Genomic DNA, 19,557 nt, shown 5'->3' with positions numbered 1-19,557 from the left:
TCGTTACTTTTGTTATTGAGGTCAGCACGCAGTGGTTGTGTCGGTGTATCGAATACGCTGGAATTATCATCGTTCGTATGAATCGTGATCATTAATGTGCGTGTTATTGCTGGTTTTTTCTGCGTTAAATATTAAATCAATATAAGTGCATAAAATGGATTGCCAATGTGATCTAAATCCCTATAATGCATCTCACTGACACGGCGAACGTCGTTCAGTAAGGTGTTAAAAAGCAACTTCGGTTACTTTTTAAACGTCCTGAATAAAGCATGAATATGTGCTTGACTTCGAATTTGGTTTGCGTATAATACGCAGCCTGACTACGACGCAAGGCGTCAAGGTCAACGCTCTTTAACAATTTATTCAAGCAATCTGTGTGAGCACTTGCAGAGATATAATGACCAAATATTATATCAATGTAATTGTGAACATTAAACTTAAATCGAAAGATGATAGTTTTATAAACAATAGAACTTTGGTTTTATTGTTGAAGTACAGAATTCATTGAGCCGACTTAATTGCTTAGGCAGTTAGTCAAAAACTTTTAATTGAAGAGTTTGATCATGGCTCAGATTGAACGCTGGCGGTAGGCTTAACACATGCAAGTCGAGCGGAAACGAAGAATAGCTTGCTATTCTGGCGTCGAGCGGCGGACGGGTGAGTAATGCTTGGGAATCTGCCTAGTCGAGGGGGACAACAGTTGGAAACGACTGCTAATACCGCATACGACCTACGGGTGAAAGGGGGCCTCTTCTTGAAAGCTCTCGCGACTAGATGAGCCCAAGTGGGATTAGCTTGTTGGTGAGGTAAGAGCTCACCAAGGCGACGATCCCTAGCTGGTCTGAGAGGATGATCAGCCACACTGGAACTGAGACACGGTCCAGACTCCTACGGGAGGCAGCAGTGGGGAATATTGCACAATGGAGGAAACTCTGATGCAGCCATACCGCGTGTATGAAGAAGGCCTTAGGGTTGTAAAGTACTTTCAGCGAGGAGGAAAGGTGGTGACTTAATACGTTATCACTGTGACGTTACTCGCAGAAGAAGCACCGGCTAACTCCGTGCCAGCAGCCGCGGTAATACGGAGGGTGCGAGCGTTAATCGGAATTACTGGGCGTAAAGCGCATGCAGGCGGTTTGTTAAGCGAGATGTGAAAGCCCCGGGCTCAACCTGGGAACTGCATTTCGAACTGGCAAACTAGAGTTCTTGAGAGGGTGGTAGAATTTCAGGTGTAGCGGTGAAATGCGTAGAGATCTGAAGGAATACCAGTGGCGAAGGCGGCCACCTGGCAAGTAACTGACGCTCAGATGCGAAAGCGTGGGTAGCAAACGGGATTAGATACCCCGGTAGTCCACGCCGTAAACGATGTCTACTCGGAGTTTGGTTCCTTGAGAACTGGGCTCTTAAGCTAACGCATTAAGTAGACCGCCTGGGGAGTACGGCCGCAAGGTTAAAACTCAAATGAATTGACGGGGGCCCGCACAAGCGGTGGAGCATGTGGTTTAATTCGATGCAACGCGAAGAACCTTACCTACTCTTGACATCCATAGAACTTTCCAGAGATGGATTGGTGCCTTCGGGAACTATGAGACAGGTGCTGCATGGCTGTCGTCAGCTCGTGTTGTGAAATGTTGGGTTAAGTCCCGCAACGAGCGCAACCCTTATCCTTATTTGCCAGCACGTAATGGTGGGAACTCTAAGGAGACTGCCGGTGATAAACCGGAGGAAGGTGGGGACGACGTCAAGTCATCATGGCCCTTACGAGTAGGGCTACACACGTGCTACAATGGCGCATACAAAGGGCTGCAAACCAGCAATGGTAAGCGAATCCCACAAAGTGCGTCGTAGTCCGGATTGGGGTCTGCAACTCGACCCCATGAAGTCGGAATCGCTAGTAATCGTGAATCAGAATGTCACGGTGAATACGTTCCCGGGCCTTGTACACACCGCCCGTCACACCATGGGAGTGGGCTGCACCAGAAGTCATTAGCTTAACCTTCGGGAGGGCGATGACCACGGTGTGGTTCATGACTGGGGTGAAGTCGTAACAAGGTAGCCCTAGGGGAACCTGGGGCTGGATCACCTCCTTACGTAAAGTTGTTAATTTTTGTAAGTGTCCACACAAATTGCTTGAATAGAAAATTAAATTGCACGTCTTATGAAAATAAGGCAACGGTTGGGATGAAATCCAACCGTAGAAAGTAAATAGTGTCCTGTTCGTCTAGAGGCCTAGGACACCGCCCTTTCACGGCGGTAACACGAGTTCAAATCTCGTACGGGATACCACTTTTCTTTCTGATTAAAAATCAAAGCTAAGCAGTAATGTTTATCTTTGCTTTTTAGCAAATTGCTCTTTAAAAATTTGGAAAGCTGAATAAATAAAGAAGTTCTTAAAACACGTTATTGCTTTGGCAATAACAATAGAGTGTTCTTGAGTATTCTTGAGGCGAAAAAAACTAGATAATACCTAGTTATTTCAATTGTACGGTCGACTTTAGATTGTATGGTTAAGTGACTAAGCGTATACGGTGGATGCCTAGGCAGTCAGAGGCGATGAAGGACGTGTTAATCTGCGTTAAGCTGTGGGGAGTTGATAAAAAGCATTGATCCACAGATGTCCGAATGGGGGAACCCACCTTACTTTGTAAGGTATCGTAACGTGAATACATAGCGTTACGAAGCGAACCGGGAGAACTGAAACATCTAAGTACCCCGAGGAAAAGAAATCAATAGAGATACCCTTAGTAGCGGCGAGCGAACGGGGTCTAGCCCTTAAGCAGTTTGGAAGTTAATGGAAGGCTCTGGAAAGTGCCACGATACAGGGTGATAGTCCCGTACATGAAAACGACCTTATTGTGAAATCGAGTAGGACGGCACACGTGATATGCTGTTTGAATATGGGAGGACCATCTTCCAAGGCTAAATACTACTGACTGACCGATAGTGAACCAGTACCGTGAGGGAAAGGCGAAAAGAACCCCTGTGAGGGGAGTGAAATAGAACCTGAAACCGTATACGTACAAGCAGTGGGAGCCTACTTTGTTGGGTGACTGCGTACCTTTTGTATAATGGGTCAACGACTTAATTTCAGTAGCAAGGTTAAGCGAATAGCGGAGCCGTAGGGAAACCGAGTGTTAACTGCGCGAATAGTTGCTGGGATTAGACCCGAAACCCGGTGATCTAGCCATGGGCAGGTTGAAGGTTGAGTAACATCAACTGGAGGACCGAACCGACTAATGTTGAAAAATTAGCGGATGACTTGTGGCTGGGGGTGAAAGGCCAATCAAACCGGGAGATAGCTGGTTCTCCTCGAAAGCTATTTAGGTAGCGCCTCGCGTCTAACTATTGGGGGTAGAGCACTGTTAAGGCTAGGGGGTCATCCCGACTTACCAACCCTTTGCAAACTCCGAATACCAATAAGTTCAATCGCGGGAGACACACGGCGGGTGCTAACGTCCGTCGTGGAAAGGGAAACAACCCAGACCGTCAGCTAAGGTCCCAAAGTGTATGTTAAGTGGGAAACGATGTGGAAAGGCTCAGACAGCCAGGAAGTTGGCTTAGAAGCAGCCATCTTTTAAAGAAAGCGTAATAGCTCACTGGTCGAGTCGGTCTGCGCGGAAGATTTAACGGGGCTAAACATACCACCGAAGCTACGGATGCAAAGACTTGTTCTTTGCATGGTAGAGGAGCGTTCTGTAAGCCGTCGAAGGTGAGTTGAGAAGCTTGCTGGAGGTATCAGAAGTGCGAATGTTGACATGAGTAACGATAATGGGGGTGAAAAACCTCCACGCCGAAAGACCAAGGGTTCCTGTCCAACGTTAATCGGGGCAGGGTGAGTCGACTCCTAAGGCGAGGCCGAAAGGCGTAGTCGATGGAAAACAGGTTAATATTCCTGTACTCACTTATATTGCGATGGGGTGACGGAGAAGGTTAGGCTAGCATGGCGATGGTTGTCCATGTTTAAGGTTGTAGGCTGTGTGCTTAGGTAAATCCGGGCGCACTTAAGGCTGAGGACTGATGACGAGTCTCTACGGAGATGAAGTAGTTGATACCCGGCTTCCAGGAAAAACCTCTAAGCTTCAGATATAAGAGAATCGTACCCCAAACCGACACAGGTGGTTAGGTAGAGAATACTAAGGCGCTTGAGAGAACTCGGGTGAAGGAACTAGGCAAAATGGTACCGTAACTTCGGGAGAAGGTACGCCAATGATGGTGAAGGACTTGCTCCGTAAGCTATTGTTGGTCGCAGAGAAATGGTGGCTGCAACTGTTTATTAAAAACACAGCACTGTGCAAAATCGCAAGATGACGTATACGGTGTGACGCCTGCCCGGTGCCGGAAGGTTAATTGATTGGGTTAGACTTAGGTCGAAGCTCATGATCGAAGCCCCGGTAAACGGCGGCCGTAACTATAACGGTCCTAAGGTAGCGAAATTCCTTGTCGGGTAAGTTCCGACCTGCACGAATGGCGTAATGATGGCCACGCTGTCTCCACCCGAGACTCAGTGAAATTGAAATCGCTGTTAAGATGCAGTGTACCCGCGGCTAGACGGAAAGACCCCGTGAACCTTTACTATAGCTTGGCACTGAACATTGAACCTACATGTGTAGGATAGGTGGGAGACTTTGAAGCATTGTCGCTAGATGATGTGGAGTCAACCTTGAAATACCACCCTTGTACGTTTGATGTTCTAACGTAGGCCCCTTATCGGGGTTGCGGACAGTGTCTGGTGGGTAGTTTGACTGGGGCGGTCTCCTCCCAAAGAGTAACGGAGGAGCACGAAGGTTGGCTAAACATGGTTGGACATCATGTGGTTAGTGCAAAGGCATAAGCCAGCTTAACTGCGAGACAGACACGTCGAGCAGGTACGAAAGTAGGTCTTAGTGATCCGGTGGTTCTGAATGGAAGGGCCATCGCTCAACGGATAAAAGGTACTCCGGGGATAACAGGCTGATACCGCCCAAGAGTTCATATCGACGGCGGTGTTTGGCACCTCGATGTCGGCTCATCACATCCTGGGGCTGAAGTTGGTCCCAAGGGTATGGCTGTTCGCCATTTAAAGTGGTACGCGAGCTGGGTTTAGAACGTCGTGAGACAGTTCGGTCCCTATCTGCCGTGGGCGTTTGAGAATTGAGAGGAGCTGCTCCTAGTACGAGAGGACCGGAGTGGACGAACCACTGGTGTTCGGGTTGTCATGCCAATGGCATTGCCCGGTAGCTAAGTTCGGAACTGATAACCGCTGAAAGCATCTAAGCGGGAAGCAGGCCTCGAGATGAGTTCTCACTGGAGCTTTAAGCTCCCTGAAGGGCCGTTGGAGACTACAACGTTGATAGGCAAGGTGTGTAAGTGCTGTGAGGCATTGAGCTAACTTGTACTAATTACCCGTGAGGCTTAACCATACAAATTAAAGTATGATTAATTGAAATATGACTTAAGAATAGATTGAACACTTTATGTTTTAAAGACTTCTTTATTTATAGCTTTTCAGATTAACAATAGAAATTAATTTTCTTATAGAAAGCAAACCAGATTTGCTTGGTGACCATAGTGTTGCGGCCCCACCTGATCCCATCCCGAACTCAGAAGTGAAACGTAATAACGCCGATGGTAGTGTGGGGTCTCCCCATGTGAGAGTAGGGCATTGCCAAGCGCCAAATTAGAGAAAGCCGACATCATTACTGATGTCGGCTTTTTTGTGTCTGTAATTTATGGCTACAGGATTATACCAATTCCTTTTTTCGTAACCAACACCATACTTGCTCAATTGGATTTAATTCTGGTGAGTACGGGGGAATATGGATAATAGTTAGATTTTCAAATTCATTATCTAAATGTTGTTGATGCCAACTTGTTTGATCCATTATGACCACTGCGTGTTTACCTGGCTGCGTTGATGGTGAAATTAATTTGAGATGCTCATGCATATATTCCATATTACTGAATGGGGTTATCATGGCTTCTATTTTTCCGTTATTCACGCAGACAGCACCAAAAAGGTAGGCATATCCAAAATTTTGGTGCTGGACAACACGAGGTCTTGCGCCTTTTTCAGCCAATATTCGAAAGGTTGTATTATACTGGCCAAATCGTGCTTCATCCTGAAACCAGATTTCAACGTTTTTTAAAGCCACATGCCCGGGGATCTTAAGGATCGTTTCCATTGGGGATTTTTTTAAAAGTATCTTGAGCTTCCAATGGCTGTCGGGGATGCTTTGAACGTGTCGTGATCCAACTTAAGTTCAGTTCATGCAGCAAGTGATAGGTATTGATTTTTTGGTAAAGCACATCAAATTCACTTATTGACACTGGTGCGACTGACTTTTAAGCAATTTTATATTTCAGTTCTGCTTTTACCATCAACAAAATGTGAGACCACAAGTAAGCGAATTCGCATTTTGGTATTCGATGTTGAAGCAATGATTTTAGAAAAATTATGTACCTTCTTTTGAGACGCATATTAGATCATAAAATTAAAGGGATGGGTATTATTGCTCGTGCTAAATTACAAGCACCGCTCTGGTGTGATGAAACCTGGCGATAGACAATAGAACCCCGCTGTAGGCTAATGCCGTTCACTTAAGGTGAACGGCATTTCTTTTTTTCACGGGATACCTATCCTTTGAGCATTTCAACAACCTTGGATATTTCCTCTCTCGCCGATTTGGTAAAATAAATTGCTTGGCAGCCTGAGTAATATTCATTGTGTACTTAGGTATATTCCCTGGAGTACAAAATGATAATTGAGTTAGCTCATGAATGATGTGCATCGAAGCACCATGAAAACTTAATTGATTTGGGTGGATGTCATCGAGTGATGTTGCCATTAGCACCATCTGATAGCGTATTAAATTATACGCAAGTAATATGCCCCATAACTCTTGCCTAATGAGTTCTGGCTGATTACTTCGTAAAGTAAATCGGTTGTCTAATAACGATTGTTTCATTTCTCTGAATCCAAGTTCAATTTCCCAACGATGTGCATATAAATCGATTATATCAGCTGGCGGAAAACGCATTGGGTCTGTCATCGATGTCAGGATCTGGACATCTTTCCCTTTGATTTTTCTTGTTAATAGACGAGCTTCCATTGTCTTTGGTAGTTCAGGGAACTTTTTGCGTGATTGAGGTGTAGTTGTTAGTTTGATGAGTTTATCTTGTCGTCCAAAACTTCTAATCACTTCATATTGAGTGTTCTTTTTAAGCGGAATTAACCAGTGACGCATCTCACCCGTTGTTTGCCAACGATGCAACAAACCTAATGAATAAAAGCCTCTGTCGAATAATGTCAGGCTGTGATCAGGGGTATTATCAATTAATCCTAAGGCAAGATTCATCTCGTTAACTTCAACGCTATCAAAAACACTGTTTGTTAATAAATGGCTCGTTAGTTCCATCTGACATACCATGCGAACTTGAGGGTAACTTGCTTTACCATGTTGAGAGCCCGTTCTAGCGAACCCTTTACTGTTTTCATCAGTATCTGGCGTTCGCCATACAACACCGTCGACACCTAATAAATTTAATCCACACCAGTTTCCGTGGTTAGCAGATTGATTCCATTGTTTTTGGGTTTGCTGAAAGACAGATTCAATGACTTTACTTCCTAGTTTTTTTCGTGCTTGCGTGACGGCACTAGAAGCTACATACGGCATACCACTAGGTAAAATAATATCTAATTGGTTAAGTAGCTGGCGCATAGGGAATTTTCGAAATAGCGCCATGCCAATAACTGCCCATACCATATTTTCCATTGGTAGTTTACGCTTTCGAATAGTAGCAACACCGTTTTCTTTTAGTCCAGCATCAATTATTTCGGGAGAGAGAATGTCGGTTAAATTCTGAAACTCAGTGACATTATTTGAGTTAACTAAAGAAAGAGCTGTGGAAAGTTGCATAAAAAATCCGGTGAGTTCTGATCACCGGATTTTGATCTCATTTACTAAAAAAGCAAGATATTTAAGCTTAACTGATCGGCATTACGCTGTAGGCAGTTTTTATGTATTTAAGGCCATATTTATTATTTCGTATTAGCTGCATCAATCATGAGAATGAATATTCATTATTTTTAGTCCAACATATACATTAACGATGGCATTTATTTCTAATTGGAATGACGAGTTTTTACAATTAACCGTCATTTTTATTTATTTTGCGTATTTGTGGCGTTATTGATAGGTCGCGACTAGACTAAATAACCTTGGTCGTTACTTTTGTTATTGAGGTCAGCACGCAGTGGTTGTGTCGGTGTATCGAATACGCTGGAATTATCATCGTTCGTATGAATCGTGATCATTAATGTGCGTGTTATTGCTGGTTTTTTCTGCGTTAAATATTAAATCAATATAAGTGCATAAAATGGATTGCCAATGTGATCTAAATCCCTATAATGCATCTCACTGACACGGCGAATGTCGTTCAGTAAGGTGTTAAAAGCAACTTCGGTTACTTTTTAAACGTCCTGAATAAAGCATGAATATGTGCTTGACTTCGAATTTGGTTTGCGTATAATACGCAGCCTGACTACGACGCAAGGCGTCAAGGTCAACGCTCTTTAACAATTTATTCAAGCAATCTGTGTGAGCACTTGCAGAGATATAATGACCAAATATTATATCAATGTAATTGTGAACATAAACTTAAATCGAAAGATGGTAGTTTTATAAACAATAGAACTTCGGTTTTATTGTTGAAGTACAGAATTCATTGAGCCGACTTAATTGCTTAGGCAATTAGTCAAAAACTTTTAATTGAAGAGTTTGATCATGGCTCAGATTGAACGCTGGCGGTAGGCTTAACACATGCAAGTCGAGCGGAAACGAAGAATAGCTTGCTATTCTGGCGTCGAGCGGCGGACGGGTGAGTAATGCTTGGGAATCTGCCTAGTCGAGGGGGACAACAGTTGGAAACGACTGCTAATACCGCATACGACCTACGGGTGAAAGGGGGCCTCTTCTTGAAAGCTCTCGCGACTAGATGAGCCCAAGTGGGATTAGCTTGTTGGTGAGGTAAGAGCTCACCAAGGCGACGATCCCTAGCTGGTCTGAGAGGATGATCAGCCACACTGGAACTGAGACACGGTCCAGACTCCTACGGGAGGCAGCAGTGGGGAATATTGCACAATGGAGGAAACTCTGATGCAGCCATACCGCGTGTATGAAGAAGGCCTTAGGGTTGTAAAGTACTTTCAGCGAGGAGGAAAGGTGGTGACTTAATACGTTATCACTGTGACGTTACTCGCAGAAGAAGCACCGGCTAACTCCGTGCCAGCAGCCGCGGTAATACGGAGGGTGCGAGCGTTAATCGGAATTACTGGGCGTAAAGCGCATGCAGGCGGTTTGTTAAGCGAGATGTGAAAGCCCCGGGCTCAACCTGGGAACTGCATTTCGAACTGGCAAACTAGAGTTCTTGAGAGGGTGGTAGAATTTCAGGTGTAGCGGTGAAATGCGTAGAGATCTGAAGGAATACCAGTGGCGAAGGCGGCCACCTGGCAAGTAACTGACGCTCAGATGCGAAAGCGTGGGTAGCAAACGGGATTAGATACCCCGGTAGTCCACGCCGTAAACGATGTCTACTCGGAGTTTGGTTCCTTGAGAACTGGGCTCTTAAGCTAACGCATTAAGTAGACCGCCTGGGGAGTACGGCCGCAAGGTTAAAACTCAAATGAATTGACGGGGGCCCGCACAAGCGGTGGAGCATGTGGTTTAATTCGATGCAACGCGAAGAACCTTACCTACTCTTGACATCCATAGAACTTTCCAGAGATGGATTGGTGCCTTCGGGAACTATGAGACAGGTGCTGCATGGCTGTCGTCAGCTCGTGTTGTGAAATGTTGGGTTAAGTCCCGCAACGAGCGCAACCCTTATCCTTATTTGCCAGCACGTAATGGTGGGAACTCTAAGGAGACTGCCGGTGATAAACCGGAGGAAGGTGGGGACGACGTCAAGTCATCATGGCCCTTACGAGTAGGGCTACACACGTGCTACAATGGCGCATACAAAGGGCTGCAAACCAGCAATGGTAAGCGAATCCCACAAAGTGCGTCGTAGTCCGGATTGGGGTCTGCAACTCGACCCCATGAAGTCGGAATCGCTAGTAATCGTGAATCAGAATGTCACGGTGAATACGTTCCCGGGCCTTGTACACACCGCCCGTCACACCATGGGAGTGGGCTGCACCAGAAGTCATTAGCTTAACCTTCGGGAGGGCGATGACCACGGTGTGGTTCATGACTGGGGTGAAGTCGTAACAAGGTAGCCCTAGGGGAACCTGGGGCTGGATCACCTCCTTACGTAAAGTTGTTAATTTTTGTAAGTGCCCACACAAATTGCTTGAATAGAAAGTTGAAAAGTATGTCTTACTCATCGTAAGACGCGAGAAAGCAAAGATAAACAATACAATGTTTATCTTTGCTTTTTAGCAAATTGCTCTTTAAAAATTTGGAAAGCTGAATAAATAAAGAAGTTCTTAAAACACGTTATTGCTTTGGCAATAACAATAGAGTGTTCTTGAGTATTCTTGAGGCGAAAAAAACTAGATAATACCTAGTTATTTCAATTGTACGGTCGACTTTAGATTGTATGGTTAAGTGACTAAGCGTATACGGTGGATGCCTAGGCAGTCAGAGGCGATGAAGGACGTGTTAATCTGCGTTAAGCTGTGGGGAGTTGATAAAAAGCATTGATCCACAGATGTCCGAATGGGGGAACCCACTCTACTTAGTAGAGTATCGTAACGTGAATACATAGCGTTACGAAGCGAACCGGGAGAACTGAAACATCTAAGTACCCCGAGGAAAAGAAATCAATAGAGATACCCTTAGTAGCGGCGAGCGAACGGGGTCTAGCCCTTAAGCAGTTTGGAAGTTAATGGAAGGCTCTGGAAAGTGCCACGATACAGGGTGATAGTCCCGTACATGAAAACGACCTTATTGTGAAATCGAGTAGGACGGCACACGTGATATGCTGTTTGAATATGGGAGGACCATCTTCCAAGGCTAAATACTACTGACTGACCGATAGTGAACCAGTACCGTGAGGGAAAGGCGAAAAGAACCCCTGTGAGGGGAGTGAAATAGAACCTGAAACCGTATACGTACAAGCAGTGGGAGCCTACTTTGTTGGGTGACTGCGTACCTTTTGTATAATGGGTCAACGACTTAATTTCAGTAGCAAGGTTAAGCGAATAGCGGAGCCGTAGGGAAACCGAGTGTTAACTGCGCGAATAGTTGCTGGGATTAGACCCGAAACCCGGTGATCTAGCCATGGGCAGGTTGAAGGTTGAGTAACATCAACTGGAGGACCGAACCGACTAATGTTGAAAAATTAGCGGATGACTTGTGGCTGGGGGTGAAAGGCCAATCAAACCGGGAGATAGCTGGTTCTCCTCGAAAGCTATTTAGGTAGCGCCTCGCGTCTAACTATTGGGGGTAGAGCACTGTTAAGGCTAGGGGGTCATCCCGACTTACCAACCCTTTGCAAACTCCGAATACCAATAAGTTCAATCGCGGGAGACACACGGCGGGTGCTAACGTCCGTCGTGGAAAGGGAAACAACCCAGACCGTCAGCTAAGGTCCCAAAGTGTATGTTAAGTGGGAAACGATGTGGAAAGGCTCAGACAGCCAGGAAGTTGGCTTAGAAGCAGCCATCTTTTAAAGAAAGCGTAATAGCTCACTGGTCGAGTCGGTCTGCGCGGAAGATTTAACGGGGCTAAACATACCACCGAAGCTACGGATGCAAAGACTAGTTTTTTGCATGGTAGAGGAGCGTTCTGTAAGCCGTCGAAGGTGAGTTGAGAAGCTTGCTGGAGGTATCAGAAGTGCGAATGTTGACATGAGTAACGATAATGGGGGTGAAAAACCTCCACGCCGAAAGACCAAGGGTTCCTGTCCAACGTTAATCGGGGCAGGGTGAGTCGACTCCTAAGGCGAGGCCGAAAGGCGTAGTCGATGGAAAACAGGTTAATATTCCTGTACTCACTTATATTGCGATGGGGTGACGGAGAAGGTTAGGCTAGCATGGCGATGGTTGTCCATGTTTAAGGTTGTAGGCTGTGTGCTTAGGTAAATCCGGGCGCACTTAAGGCTGAGGACTGATGACGAGTCTCTACGGAGATGAAGTAGTTGATACCCGGCTTCCAGGAAAAACCTCTAAGCTTCAGATATAAGAGAATCGTACCCCAAACCGACACAGGTGGTTAGGTAGAGAATACTAAGGCGCTTGAGAGAACTCGGGTGAAGGAACTAGGCAAAATGGTACCGTAACTTCGGGAGAAGGTACGCCAATGATGGTGAAGGACTTGCTCCGTAAGCTATTGTTGGTCGCAGAGAAATGGTGGCTGCAACTGTTTATTAAAAACACAGCACTGTGCAAAATCGCAAGATGACGTATACGGTGTGACGCCTGCCCGGTGCCGGAAGGTTAATTGATTGGGTTAGACTTAGGTCGAAGCTCATGATCGAAGCCCCGGTAAACGGCGGCCGTAACTATAACGGTCCTAAGGTAGCGAAATTCCTTGTCGGGTAAGTTCCGACCTGCACGAATGGCGTAATGATGGCCACGCTGTCTCCACCCGAGACTCAGTGAAATTGAAATCGCTGTTAAGATGCAGTGTACCCGCGGCTAGACGGAAAGACCCCGTGAACCTTTACTATAGCTTGGCACTGAACATTGAACCTACATGTGTAGGATAGGTGGGAGACTTTGAAGCATTGTCGCTAGATGATGTGGAGTCAACCTTGAAATACCACCCTTGTACGTTTGATGTTCTAACGTAGGCCCCTTATCGGGGTTGCGGACAGTGTCTGGTGGGTAGTTTGACTGGGGCGGTCTCCTCCCAAAGAGTAACGGAGGAGCACGAAGGTTGGCTAAACATGGTTGGACATCATGTGGTTAGTGCAAAGGCATAAGCCAGCTTAACTGCGAGACAGACACGTCGAGCAGGTACGAAAGTAGGTCTTAGTGATCCGGTGGTTCTGAATGGAAGGGCCATCGCTCAACGGATAAAAGGTACTCCGGGGATAACAGGCTGATACCGCCCAAGAGTTCATATCGACGGCGGTGTTTGGCACCTCGATGTCGGCTCATCACATCCTGGGGCTGAAGTTGGTCCCAAGGGTATGGCTGTTCGCCATTTAAAGTGGTACGCGAGCTGGGTTTAGAACGTCGTGAGACAGTTCGGTCCCTATCTGCCGTGGGCGTTTGAGAATTGAGAGGAGCTGCTCCTAGTACGAGAGGACCGGAGTGGACGAACCACTGGTGTTCGGGTTGTCATGCCAATGGCATTGCCCGGTAGCTAAGTTCGGAACTGATAACCGCTGAAAGCATCTAAGCGGGAAGCAGGCCTCGAGATGAGTTCTCACTGGAGCTTTAAGCTCCCTGAAGGGCCGTTGGAGACTACAACGTTGATAGGCAAGGTGTGTAAGTGCTGTGAGGCATTGAGCTAACTTGTACTAATTACCCGTGAGGCTTAACCATACAAATTAAAGTATGATTAATTGAAATATGACTTAAGAATACGATTGAACACGACTATTTATCGCAAGATAGGGTTTAAAGACTTCTTTATTTATAGCTTTTCAGATTAACAATAGAAATTAATTTTCTTATAGAAAGCAAACCAGATTTGCTTGGTGACCATAGTGTTGCGGCCCCACCTGATCCCATCCCGAACTCAGAAGTGAAACGTAATAACGCCGATGGTAGTGTGGGGTCTCCCCATGTGAGAGTAGGGCATTGCCAAGCGCCATTTTTTATTCAAGACGAAGTCTTGGGTAAACAAGAATAGACTGATGGAAACATTAGCACAGATTGTGCGGAGTGGTAGTTCAGTTGGTTAGAATACCGGCCTGTCACGCCGGGGGTCGCGGGTTCGAGTCCCGTCCACTCCGCCAACAACAACGAAAGCCTGAATCGAAAGATGCAGGTTTTTTTTGTGCCTGAAATTCAGTGGTAAAGTACCGAACAGATTGTGCGGAGCGGTAATACCAATTCCTATAATTAGCTGGTCAAGTTTGTCCAATCTCTAAAGCAGAGTGAAATCACTCTGCGTTTATCTTCACAAAACCTATTCCAAGCATCGCTACATCTATTTACAATGTCCTCATATCCACTAAAGCATCGGTTCGCTAATTCATTTTTTCGTAACCAACGCCATACTTGCTCAATTGGATTTAATTCTGGTGAGTACGAGGGAATATGGATAATAGTTAGATTTTTAAATTCATTATCTAAATGTTGTTGATGCCAACTTGCTTGATCCATTATGACCACTGCGTGTTTACCTGACAGCGTTGATGGTGAAATTAATTTGAGATGCTCATGCATATATTCCATATTACTGAATGGGGCTATCACGGCTTCTGTTTTTCCGTTATTCACGCAGACAGCACCAAAAAGGTAGGCATATCCAAATTTTTGCTGCTGGACAACACGAGGTCTCGTGCCTTTTTCAGCCAATATTCTACGCTGGCCAAATCGTGCTTCATCCTGAAACCAGATTTCAACGTCTTTTAAAACCACATGCTGGGGATCTTAAGGATCGTTTCCATTTGAAATTTTTTTAAAAGCACATCAAATTCAGCGAAAATATAACGCTGGATATCTTTACCTTGTAATCGCCCACCTTGTGGTTCAGCTAATTATTGGGCAAGAGAGCTCACAGCACTTGGTTTGTTAAACCTTATGTTAAAACAAACAAAAATGACGCTGAAGCCATTTGTGAAGCAATCAGTCGACCTAATATGCGTTTTGTTAATATAAAAACAGTTGAGCAACAAGATATTCAATCTAAGCATCGTGTTCGTGAAGAATTAATTTGCCACAGAACTGCAAAAGCAAATAAAATAAGAGGGCTCGTCAGTGAATACGGTATTGTAGCGCCTATTGGTATCGCTTATTTACGAAAAGCGATACCAATGTGGTTAGAAGAATCCGACAACGGTTTAATATTTTATTTTAGGGCTTTGTTGCTCACGCTCCAGGAAGATTTAATTCTTGTAGATGAAAGAATTGATTTACTGACAGCAAAAATTAAAAATAATGTTGCAACGAATCCCATAGGAAAAAAGTTGATGAAAGTTATCGGGATTGGTCCTTTGGTCTGCAGTGCATTACTAATGGCTCTTGGGGATGGTAAGCACTTTAAGAAAGGCAGAGATTTTTCAGCATCTTTAGGCTTGGTTCCTAGGCAATACAGCACGGGTGGGCGTGCTAATTTACTCGGCATTAGTAAGCGTGGTGATGGTTATTTAAGAAAGTATTAGTTCATGGTGCGAGAGCAGCTTTTCGTCATGTCAAAGATAAGACAGACCCTTTAAGTTTATGGATAAAAAACTTGAGTGAAAAAAACACCCAAATGTTATTATCGTTGCACTTGCTAACAAATTAGCACGAATTTCATGGGCGTTAGTTGCTAACGACACCGAATACACAGAAACATTGGCCGCTGGTTGATTGTATTAAAATAATTTTCATATTCGAAGTTGTAGGTAATACTTAGGTTACAAATAGTAAGCACATTATTTAAAAATTGCAAAAGTAAAAGAGAGATGGAAAATAGGTTAAACCATCACTAGAAAAACCTTTACGAAGCGAAGAGTTAATAACTCGTGTAAGCGCTTGGGATCTAGTGTGCGAATGAAGCCATTGAGGTTCGATGCTAAATAAAAGCATTATTTAAGAAACCGAATACACGTGAGCAGTCATACCTTCATTTTCATTGAAATTTTACTTGCAATAGAGGTTGTGTCCATACACGCTGTGCTTGCGATAATAAAGCCTGCCTGTGGCTTCTCAACGAGACCTTCCAGCCGTCATTAAGATATTCACTTATTGACACTGGTGCGACTGACTTTTAAGCAATTTTATATTTCAGTTCTTCTTTTACCATCAACAAAATGTGAGACCGCAAGTAAGCGAATTCGCATTATGGCATTCGATGTTGAAGCAATGATTTTAGAAAAATTATGATCCTTCTTTTGAGCTATTGATTGGGCGGTGCGTTATTTAAATTTCATATTACATTATTATTCACTGGCAGATTCAACTTCGAAGTGTATAACTCAATTACGCCGCGATAGCGGCCATGTGTATCTTCATTAACTTGCTAGGCGTCTGATAGTTTAACTTTTTTCTTGGCCTATTATTAAGCTGCACTATCACTTCGTCAACTTCATTGGTTGAGATTAATTTGAAGTCGGTTTTCTTCGGCCAATATTGTCGCAGTAATCCGTTCGTATTTTCATTGAGCGCTTGCGTTACCTGTTCGTGGTAGGCAAACTCTTTATCATTGTCAGCCGTAATCGTTAATACAGCGTCTTTATAGGGCATCAGCAACGAAAAATAGGCTGCTGTAACAGTTGCTGCCTGTTTATCCAAAATTCGAGTTGATACCGTGAAATTTGTTGGCCGCTCATCAATACTGACGCGATTTTTATATGCCCTCTGCCTGCTTGGCTCGCTGATCTCGATTGGTAAGCCTTACCCTGGCGGCGCAAGTGGCTATGCAAATTCTCACCAAGCGTTTGTCATGCCAGACATGTCGGTAAATAGTTTCATGGCTAACGGTTGTGTATACCTCATTGCTTAGCCAACCTGATATCTGCTCTGAGCTCCATTTGTCTGCTAATTTACTTTCGATGAGCAATATCAATTCAGGTGTCATTTTAGTTGCCTTCATCGTCGCTAATCGACGGCTATAAGTTAACATTTGTGCTTGTTTGAAACGATACCTCGCTTGCCTGTATTACGTTTTAGCTCGCGGCTTACAGAGGATTGACTGGCTCCAATGATGCTCGCTATTTTTTGTTGAGAAATATTAGTTTTCTTTAGCGCATAAATCTGGCATCGTTGCGCACAGGTTAGTTGTTTATACGTTTGCATTGTTACATCTCTTGCCGGAGAAAAGATGATCAGTTTATAAATAACTAACCGTCTTATCTACTTACAACAAGTTATGCACTTACTATGTGAATCCAAGACACTTAAAAATATATCATGGCCCCAAAACGTATCTTTCACGAACGTGTAGCCAACTCCTTCGAAATAATTGCCAAAATCGCGTGCGGAATGTGTATTAGAAGCTGCTGGGCATTCACCGCAACAGCGTATTCATATATAGCCTTTTTTTGCCTGAAATTAAAATAAATAACGCTATACAGCTGTTATAGTCTAGATATTACGTTCACCACGGTTATTCTTAAAGTTCCAATTTATAATTATGATCACTATTATGTATAATAGTTCTCCATTCACATGGCAATCTCAATATATTCGCTAATACTTAATTTGATGCAACTTTTACATTAAGGGATTAGCTTATGTTAGTAAAACATTTATGGGGATTATACGTGCAGCCCAAGGACGAATGGATTGATATTGATACGCACCATGAGTCTTTATTATCGGTAGTGGTGAGTCTGTTCTTATTTGCGTTAATACCCGCTGTATCAGCATGGTATACCGCATCCGTGACCGGTTGGAAGCTTGGCTTTGGTGACACAACCTATTTATCTTCCTCCAGTGCAGGGATAATGGCTGTCGGTATGGTTATTGCCAGTATTGCTATTGTGGCAATATTTTCGCTGTTTGTGCAGTGGATGGCGGCCAATTTTGGCTCATCATCGAGCTTTACTCAAGCGTTAGAGCTAACAACATACACAGCTGCACCTATCTTTATTACTGGTATTGCCGCCTTGATCCCTATTGCTTGGGTGATCATGATCGCACTATTAATTGGGGTGGCATTTTCGGTTCGGGCTCTGTATACCGGGGTTCCGATTATTATGCATATCACGGAAGAACGTGGTTTCATTTATGCGTCATCATTATTAACTGTTGGTTTAGTATTATTTGTCGCATCAATGGGTGTTACTGTGGTGATGTGGAGCTTTGGCTTGGGTCCGGAGTTTATTATTTAATTACGCTGCTATCAGTATTAATCAAATTATTAACAGCGATATAGCTTAACTCTATTTCGCTGTTTTTGTTTGAGAGTTTAATGATCCTTTGCTTAATAATATTATTTTTTCTTGTCCCCGACATTCTGCACCCTATTATGGGTATTAATTATCTTTGGGCGATGAAAATTATGACCATATCATATTCAACAAAGAGTCTTGATCACCTCGGTTTAGTTTCAGGCATGTGCAAAGATATTGGTATCGCCAAGTTTATTGATGACGCACATCCCGAACAAAGTAAGGATAAGCACATTTCATACGGGCAACTCGTAGAAGCCATGATTTTAAATGGACTCGGTTTTGTTGGTAGAACATTGCATATGTATCTTGAATATTTTGCAGATCAGCCTGTCGAACGCCTTCTTGGTAAGGGTGTAAAAGCGGAGCATATTAATGACGATGCACTCGGTCGCTGTATTGACCAACTCTATGAAACTGGCGTTTCCGAGCTATTTCAAGGACTGTCCGCCCGTACAATTGCACATTTAAAGCTCCCATGTGAAGGGCTTAATCTGGACTCCACAAGCATTCATGTTGATGGTGAATATAAAGACGAAGACGGTAATGCAGCCATTCAACTAAGTGCGAGGCTACAGCTGTGATCATAGCCCTGAATTGAATCAGGTGGTGTTAAACCTGATCACTGAAAATCAGACAGGCATCCCCGTTTACATGCAGGCGGCAAGTGGACATATTAACGATAATGAAGGTTTTAAAAATATCATTAAGCAACATGTTAAAAGTCTTAAAGCGGCCAATAACAACCGCTATTTCATTGGCGATGCAGCATTATATGTCGCTGAAACGATCTAATCTCTCGATGAACAAGGCCAATTATTCATATCGAGAGCGCCACAAAAATTAAAATTAGTCAAAGACGCCATATCAGAACAAAACAATTACCATTTCACTGAGTTAGGAAATGGCTACAGCGCAACCTGGATAGGTTCAAACTACGGTGATGTTAAACAGCGTTGGTTGTTAGTGTTCAGTAAACAACGTTATTGAGCATCCAATTTTCACTAAAAGTGGTCGACCTAAAACAGGTCAAGAGCCGGATGGTTATGAATATCAAGTAACTGGTTTGCTTGCTTCAAAATTAAATTTTCGCGAATGTAAATTATCCGAAAAAGGGTTTAGATTCTTAAAAAGTCCTGATTTTTAACATCGTCATTATATTTAAAAAAGGCAGAGCGGATTGAGGCATTGCTGATGATCATGACGTGTTGCTTGATGGCATACGCGGCACTTGAGAACTAAAGACGTATATTTCCCCAATTTAAAATATAAGCCCTGTCAAAATCCTACCGCCCGTTGGGTTTTATTTTGTTTTCAAGGTATCGACATTTTAACTATCTCGGAAGAGCCGCAATTAGTGCTGAATATTAAAGAGCGACATCGAATAATTATTGATTGTATGGGGCCGACATATCAGCAGATTTATTCATAAAACGGGGTGAGGAATGTCGGTTGTACCTTAATTATTTCGTCATATATAGATATATATGCGGAATCTATCAATAAATCTTATCCTGCCAAGTAGATAAACATCCAAAGATCAATTAATGTAACTTAACGGTGCTGAAACTTAATATAAAT

At 43.9% G+C, this 19,557-nt stretch carries 2 protein-coding genes, 2 tRNA genes, 6 rRNA genes and 5 pseudogenes; 11 read left to right on the top strand and 4 right to left on the bottom strand.

All coding sequences use genetic code 11. The features are described from left to right. Positions 1-545: 545 nt before the first annotated feature. The 4 genes from MORIYA_RS13910 (at position 546) to rrf (MORIYA_RS13895) (ending at position 5,650) form a co-directional block, all read left to right on the top strand. Positions 546-2,090 (top strand): 16S ribosomal RNA (locus tag MORIYA_RS13910). 120 nt (positions 2,091-2,210) lie between these two features. Beyond that, positions 2,211-2,286, top strand: a tRNA-Glu gene (locus MORIYA_RS13905). A 219-nt stretch (positions 2,287-2,505) separates the two neighbouring features. Next, positions 2,506-5,399, top strand: a 23S ribosomal RNA gene (locus MORIYA_RS13900). Between the two features lie 135 nt (positions 5,400-5,534). Continuing rightward, positions 5,535-5,650, top strand: a 5S ribosomal RNA gene (rrf, locus tag MORIYA_RS13895). Together the 16S, 23S and 5S rRNA genes with 1 tRNA gene alongside form the textbook arrangement of a ribosomal RNA operon. Before the next feature lie 76 nt (positions 5,651-5,726). Here the strand turns inward: rrf (MORIYA_RS13895) and MORIYA_RS13890 are convergent. Both MORIYA_RS13890 and MORIYA_RS13880 read right to left on the bottom strand, forming a co-directional pair. Continuing rightward, a pseudogene (locus MORIYA_RS13890) lies at positions 5,727-6,297 on the bottom strand (IS630 family transposase); the annotation flags it as partial. Between the two features lie 275 nt (positions 6,298-6,572). Further along, complete coding sequence (locus MORIYA_RS13880) at positions 6,573-7,895, bottom strand: IS4 family transposase (RefSeq protein WP_112714029.1); 1,323 nt, start codon at positions 7,893-7,895, stop codon at positions 6,573-6,575. An 849-nt stretch (positions 7,896-8,744) separates the two neighbouring features. Between MORIYA_RS13880 and MORIYA_RS13875 the strand changes: the two genes are divergently transcribed. The 4 genes from MORIYA_RS13875 (at position 8,745) to MORIYA_RS13860 (ending at position 13,890) form a co-directional block, all read left to right on the top strand. Further along, positions 8,745-10,289 (top strand): 16S ribosomal RNA (locus tag MORIYA_RS13875). A gap of 291 nt (positions 10,290-10,580) precedes the next feature. Then, positions 10,581-13,474, top strand: a 23S ribosomal RNA gene (locus tag MORIYA_RS13870). 151 nt (positions 13,475-13,625) lie between these two features. Further along, a 5S ribosomal RNA gene (gene rrf, locus MORIYA_RS13865) occupies positions 13,626-13,741 on the top strand. A gap of 72 nt (positions 13,742-13,813) precedes the next feature. Next, a tRNA-Asp gene (locus tag MORIYA_RS13860) sits at positions 13,814-13,890 on the top strand. A gap of 106 nt (positions 13,891-13,996) precedes the next feature. On the opposite strand, the pseudogene MORIYA_RS13855 reads toward MORIYA_RS13860, so the two are convergent. After that, positions 13,997-14,625, bottom strand: a pseudogene (locus tag MORIYA_RS13855) (IS630 family transposase); the annotation flags it as partial. On the opposite strand from MORIYA_RS13855, the pseudogene MORIYA_RS13850 reads away from it, so the two are divergent. Beyond that, positions 14,624-15,261: pseudogene (locus MORIYA_RS13850) on the top strand (IS110 family RNA-guided transposase); the annotation flags it as partial. The pseudogenes MORIYA_RS13855 and MORIYA_RS13850 overlap by 2 nt on opposite strands. A gap of 802 nt (positions 15,262-16,063) precedes the next feature. On the opposite strand, the pseudogene MORIYA_RS21905 reads toward MORIYA_RS13850, so the two are convergent. Continuing rightward, positions 16,064-16,879: pseudogene (locus MORIYA_RS21905) on the bottom strand (IS30 family transposase). A gap of 437 nt (positions 16,880-17,316) precedes the next feature. Between MORIYA_RS21905 and MORIYA_RS13840 the strand changes: the two are divergent. Continuing rightward, positions 17,317-17,916: a Yip1 family protein gene (locus MORIYA_RS13840; protein ID WP_112716066.1), complete on the top strand. Its 600-nt coding sequence runs from the start codon at positions 17,317-17,319 to the stop codon at positions 17,914-17,916. Positions 17,917-18,077: 161 nt separating this feature from the next. Next, positions 18,078-19,408, top strand: a pseudogene (locus MORIYA_RS13835) (IS1634 family transposase). Positions 19,409-19,557: the final 149 nt, after the last annotated feature.

This window comes from Moritella yayanosii (assembly GCF_900465055.1).
Taxonomy (GTDB): Bacteria; Pseudomonadota; Gammaproteobacteria; order Enterobacterales; family Moritellaceae; genus Moritella; species Moritella yayanosii.
The sequence above is the reverse complement of the archived record's forward strand: the minus strand, read 5'-3'. Positions and strand labels throughout refer to the sequence as shown.

Bases quoted from the DNA above. Each gene is read 5' to 3' on its own strand.
- MORIYA_RS13840 (WP_112716066.1), top strand. From the start codon at position 17,317: ATGTTAGTAAAACATTTATGGGGATTATACGTGCAGCCCAAGGACGAA.
- MORIYA_RS13880 (WP_112714029.1), bottom strand. From the start codon at position 7,895: ATGCAACTTTCCACAGCTCTTTCTTTAGTTAACTCAAATAATGTCACT.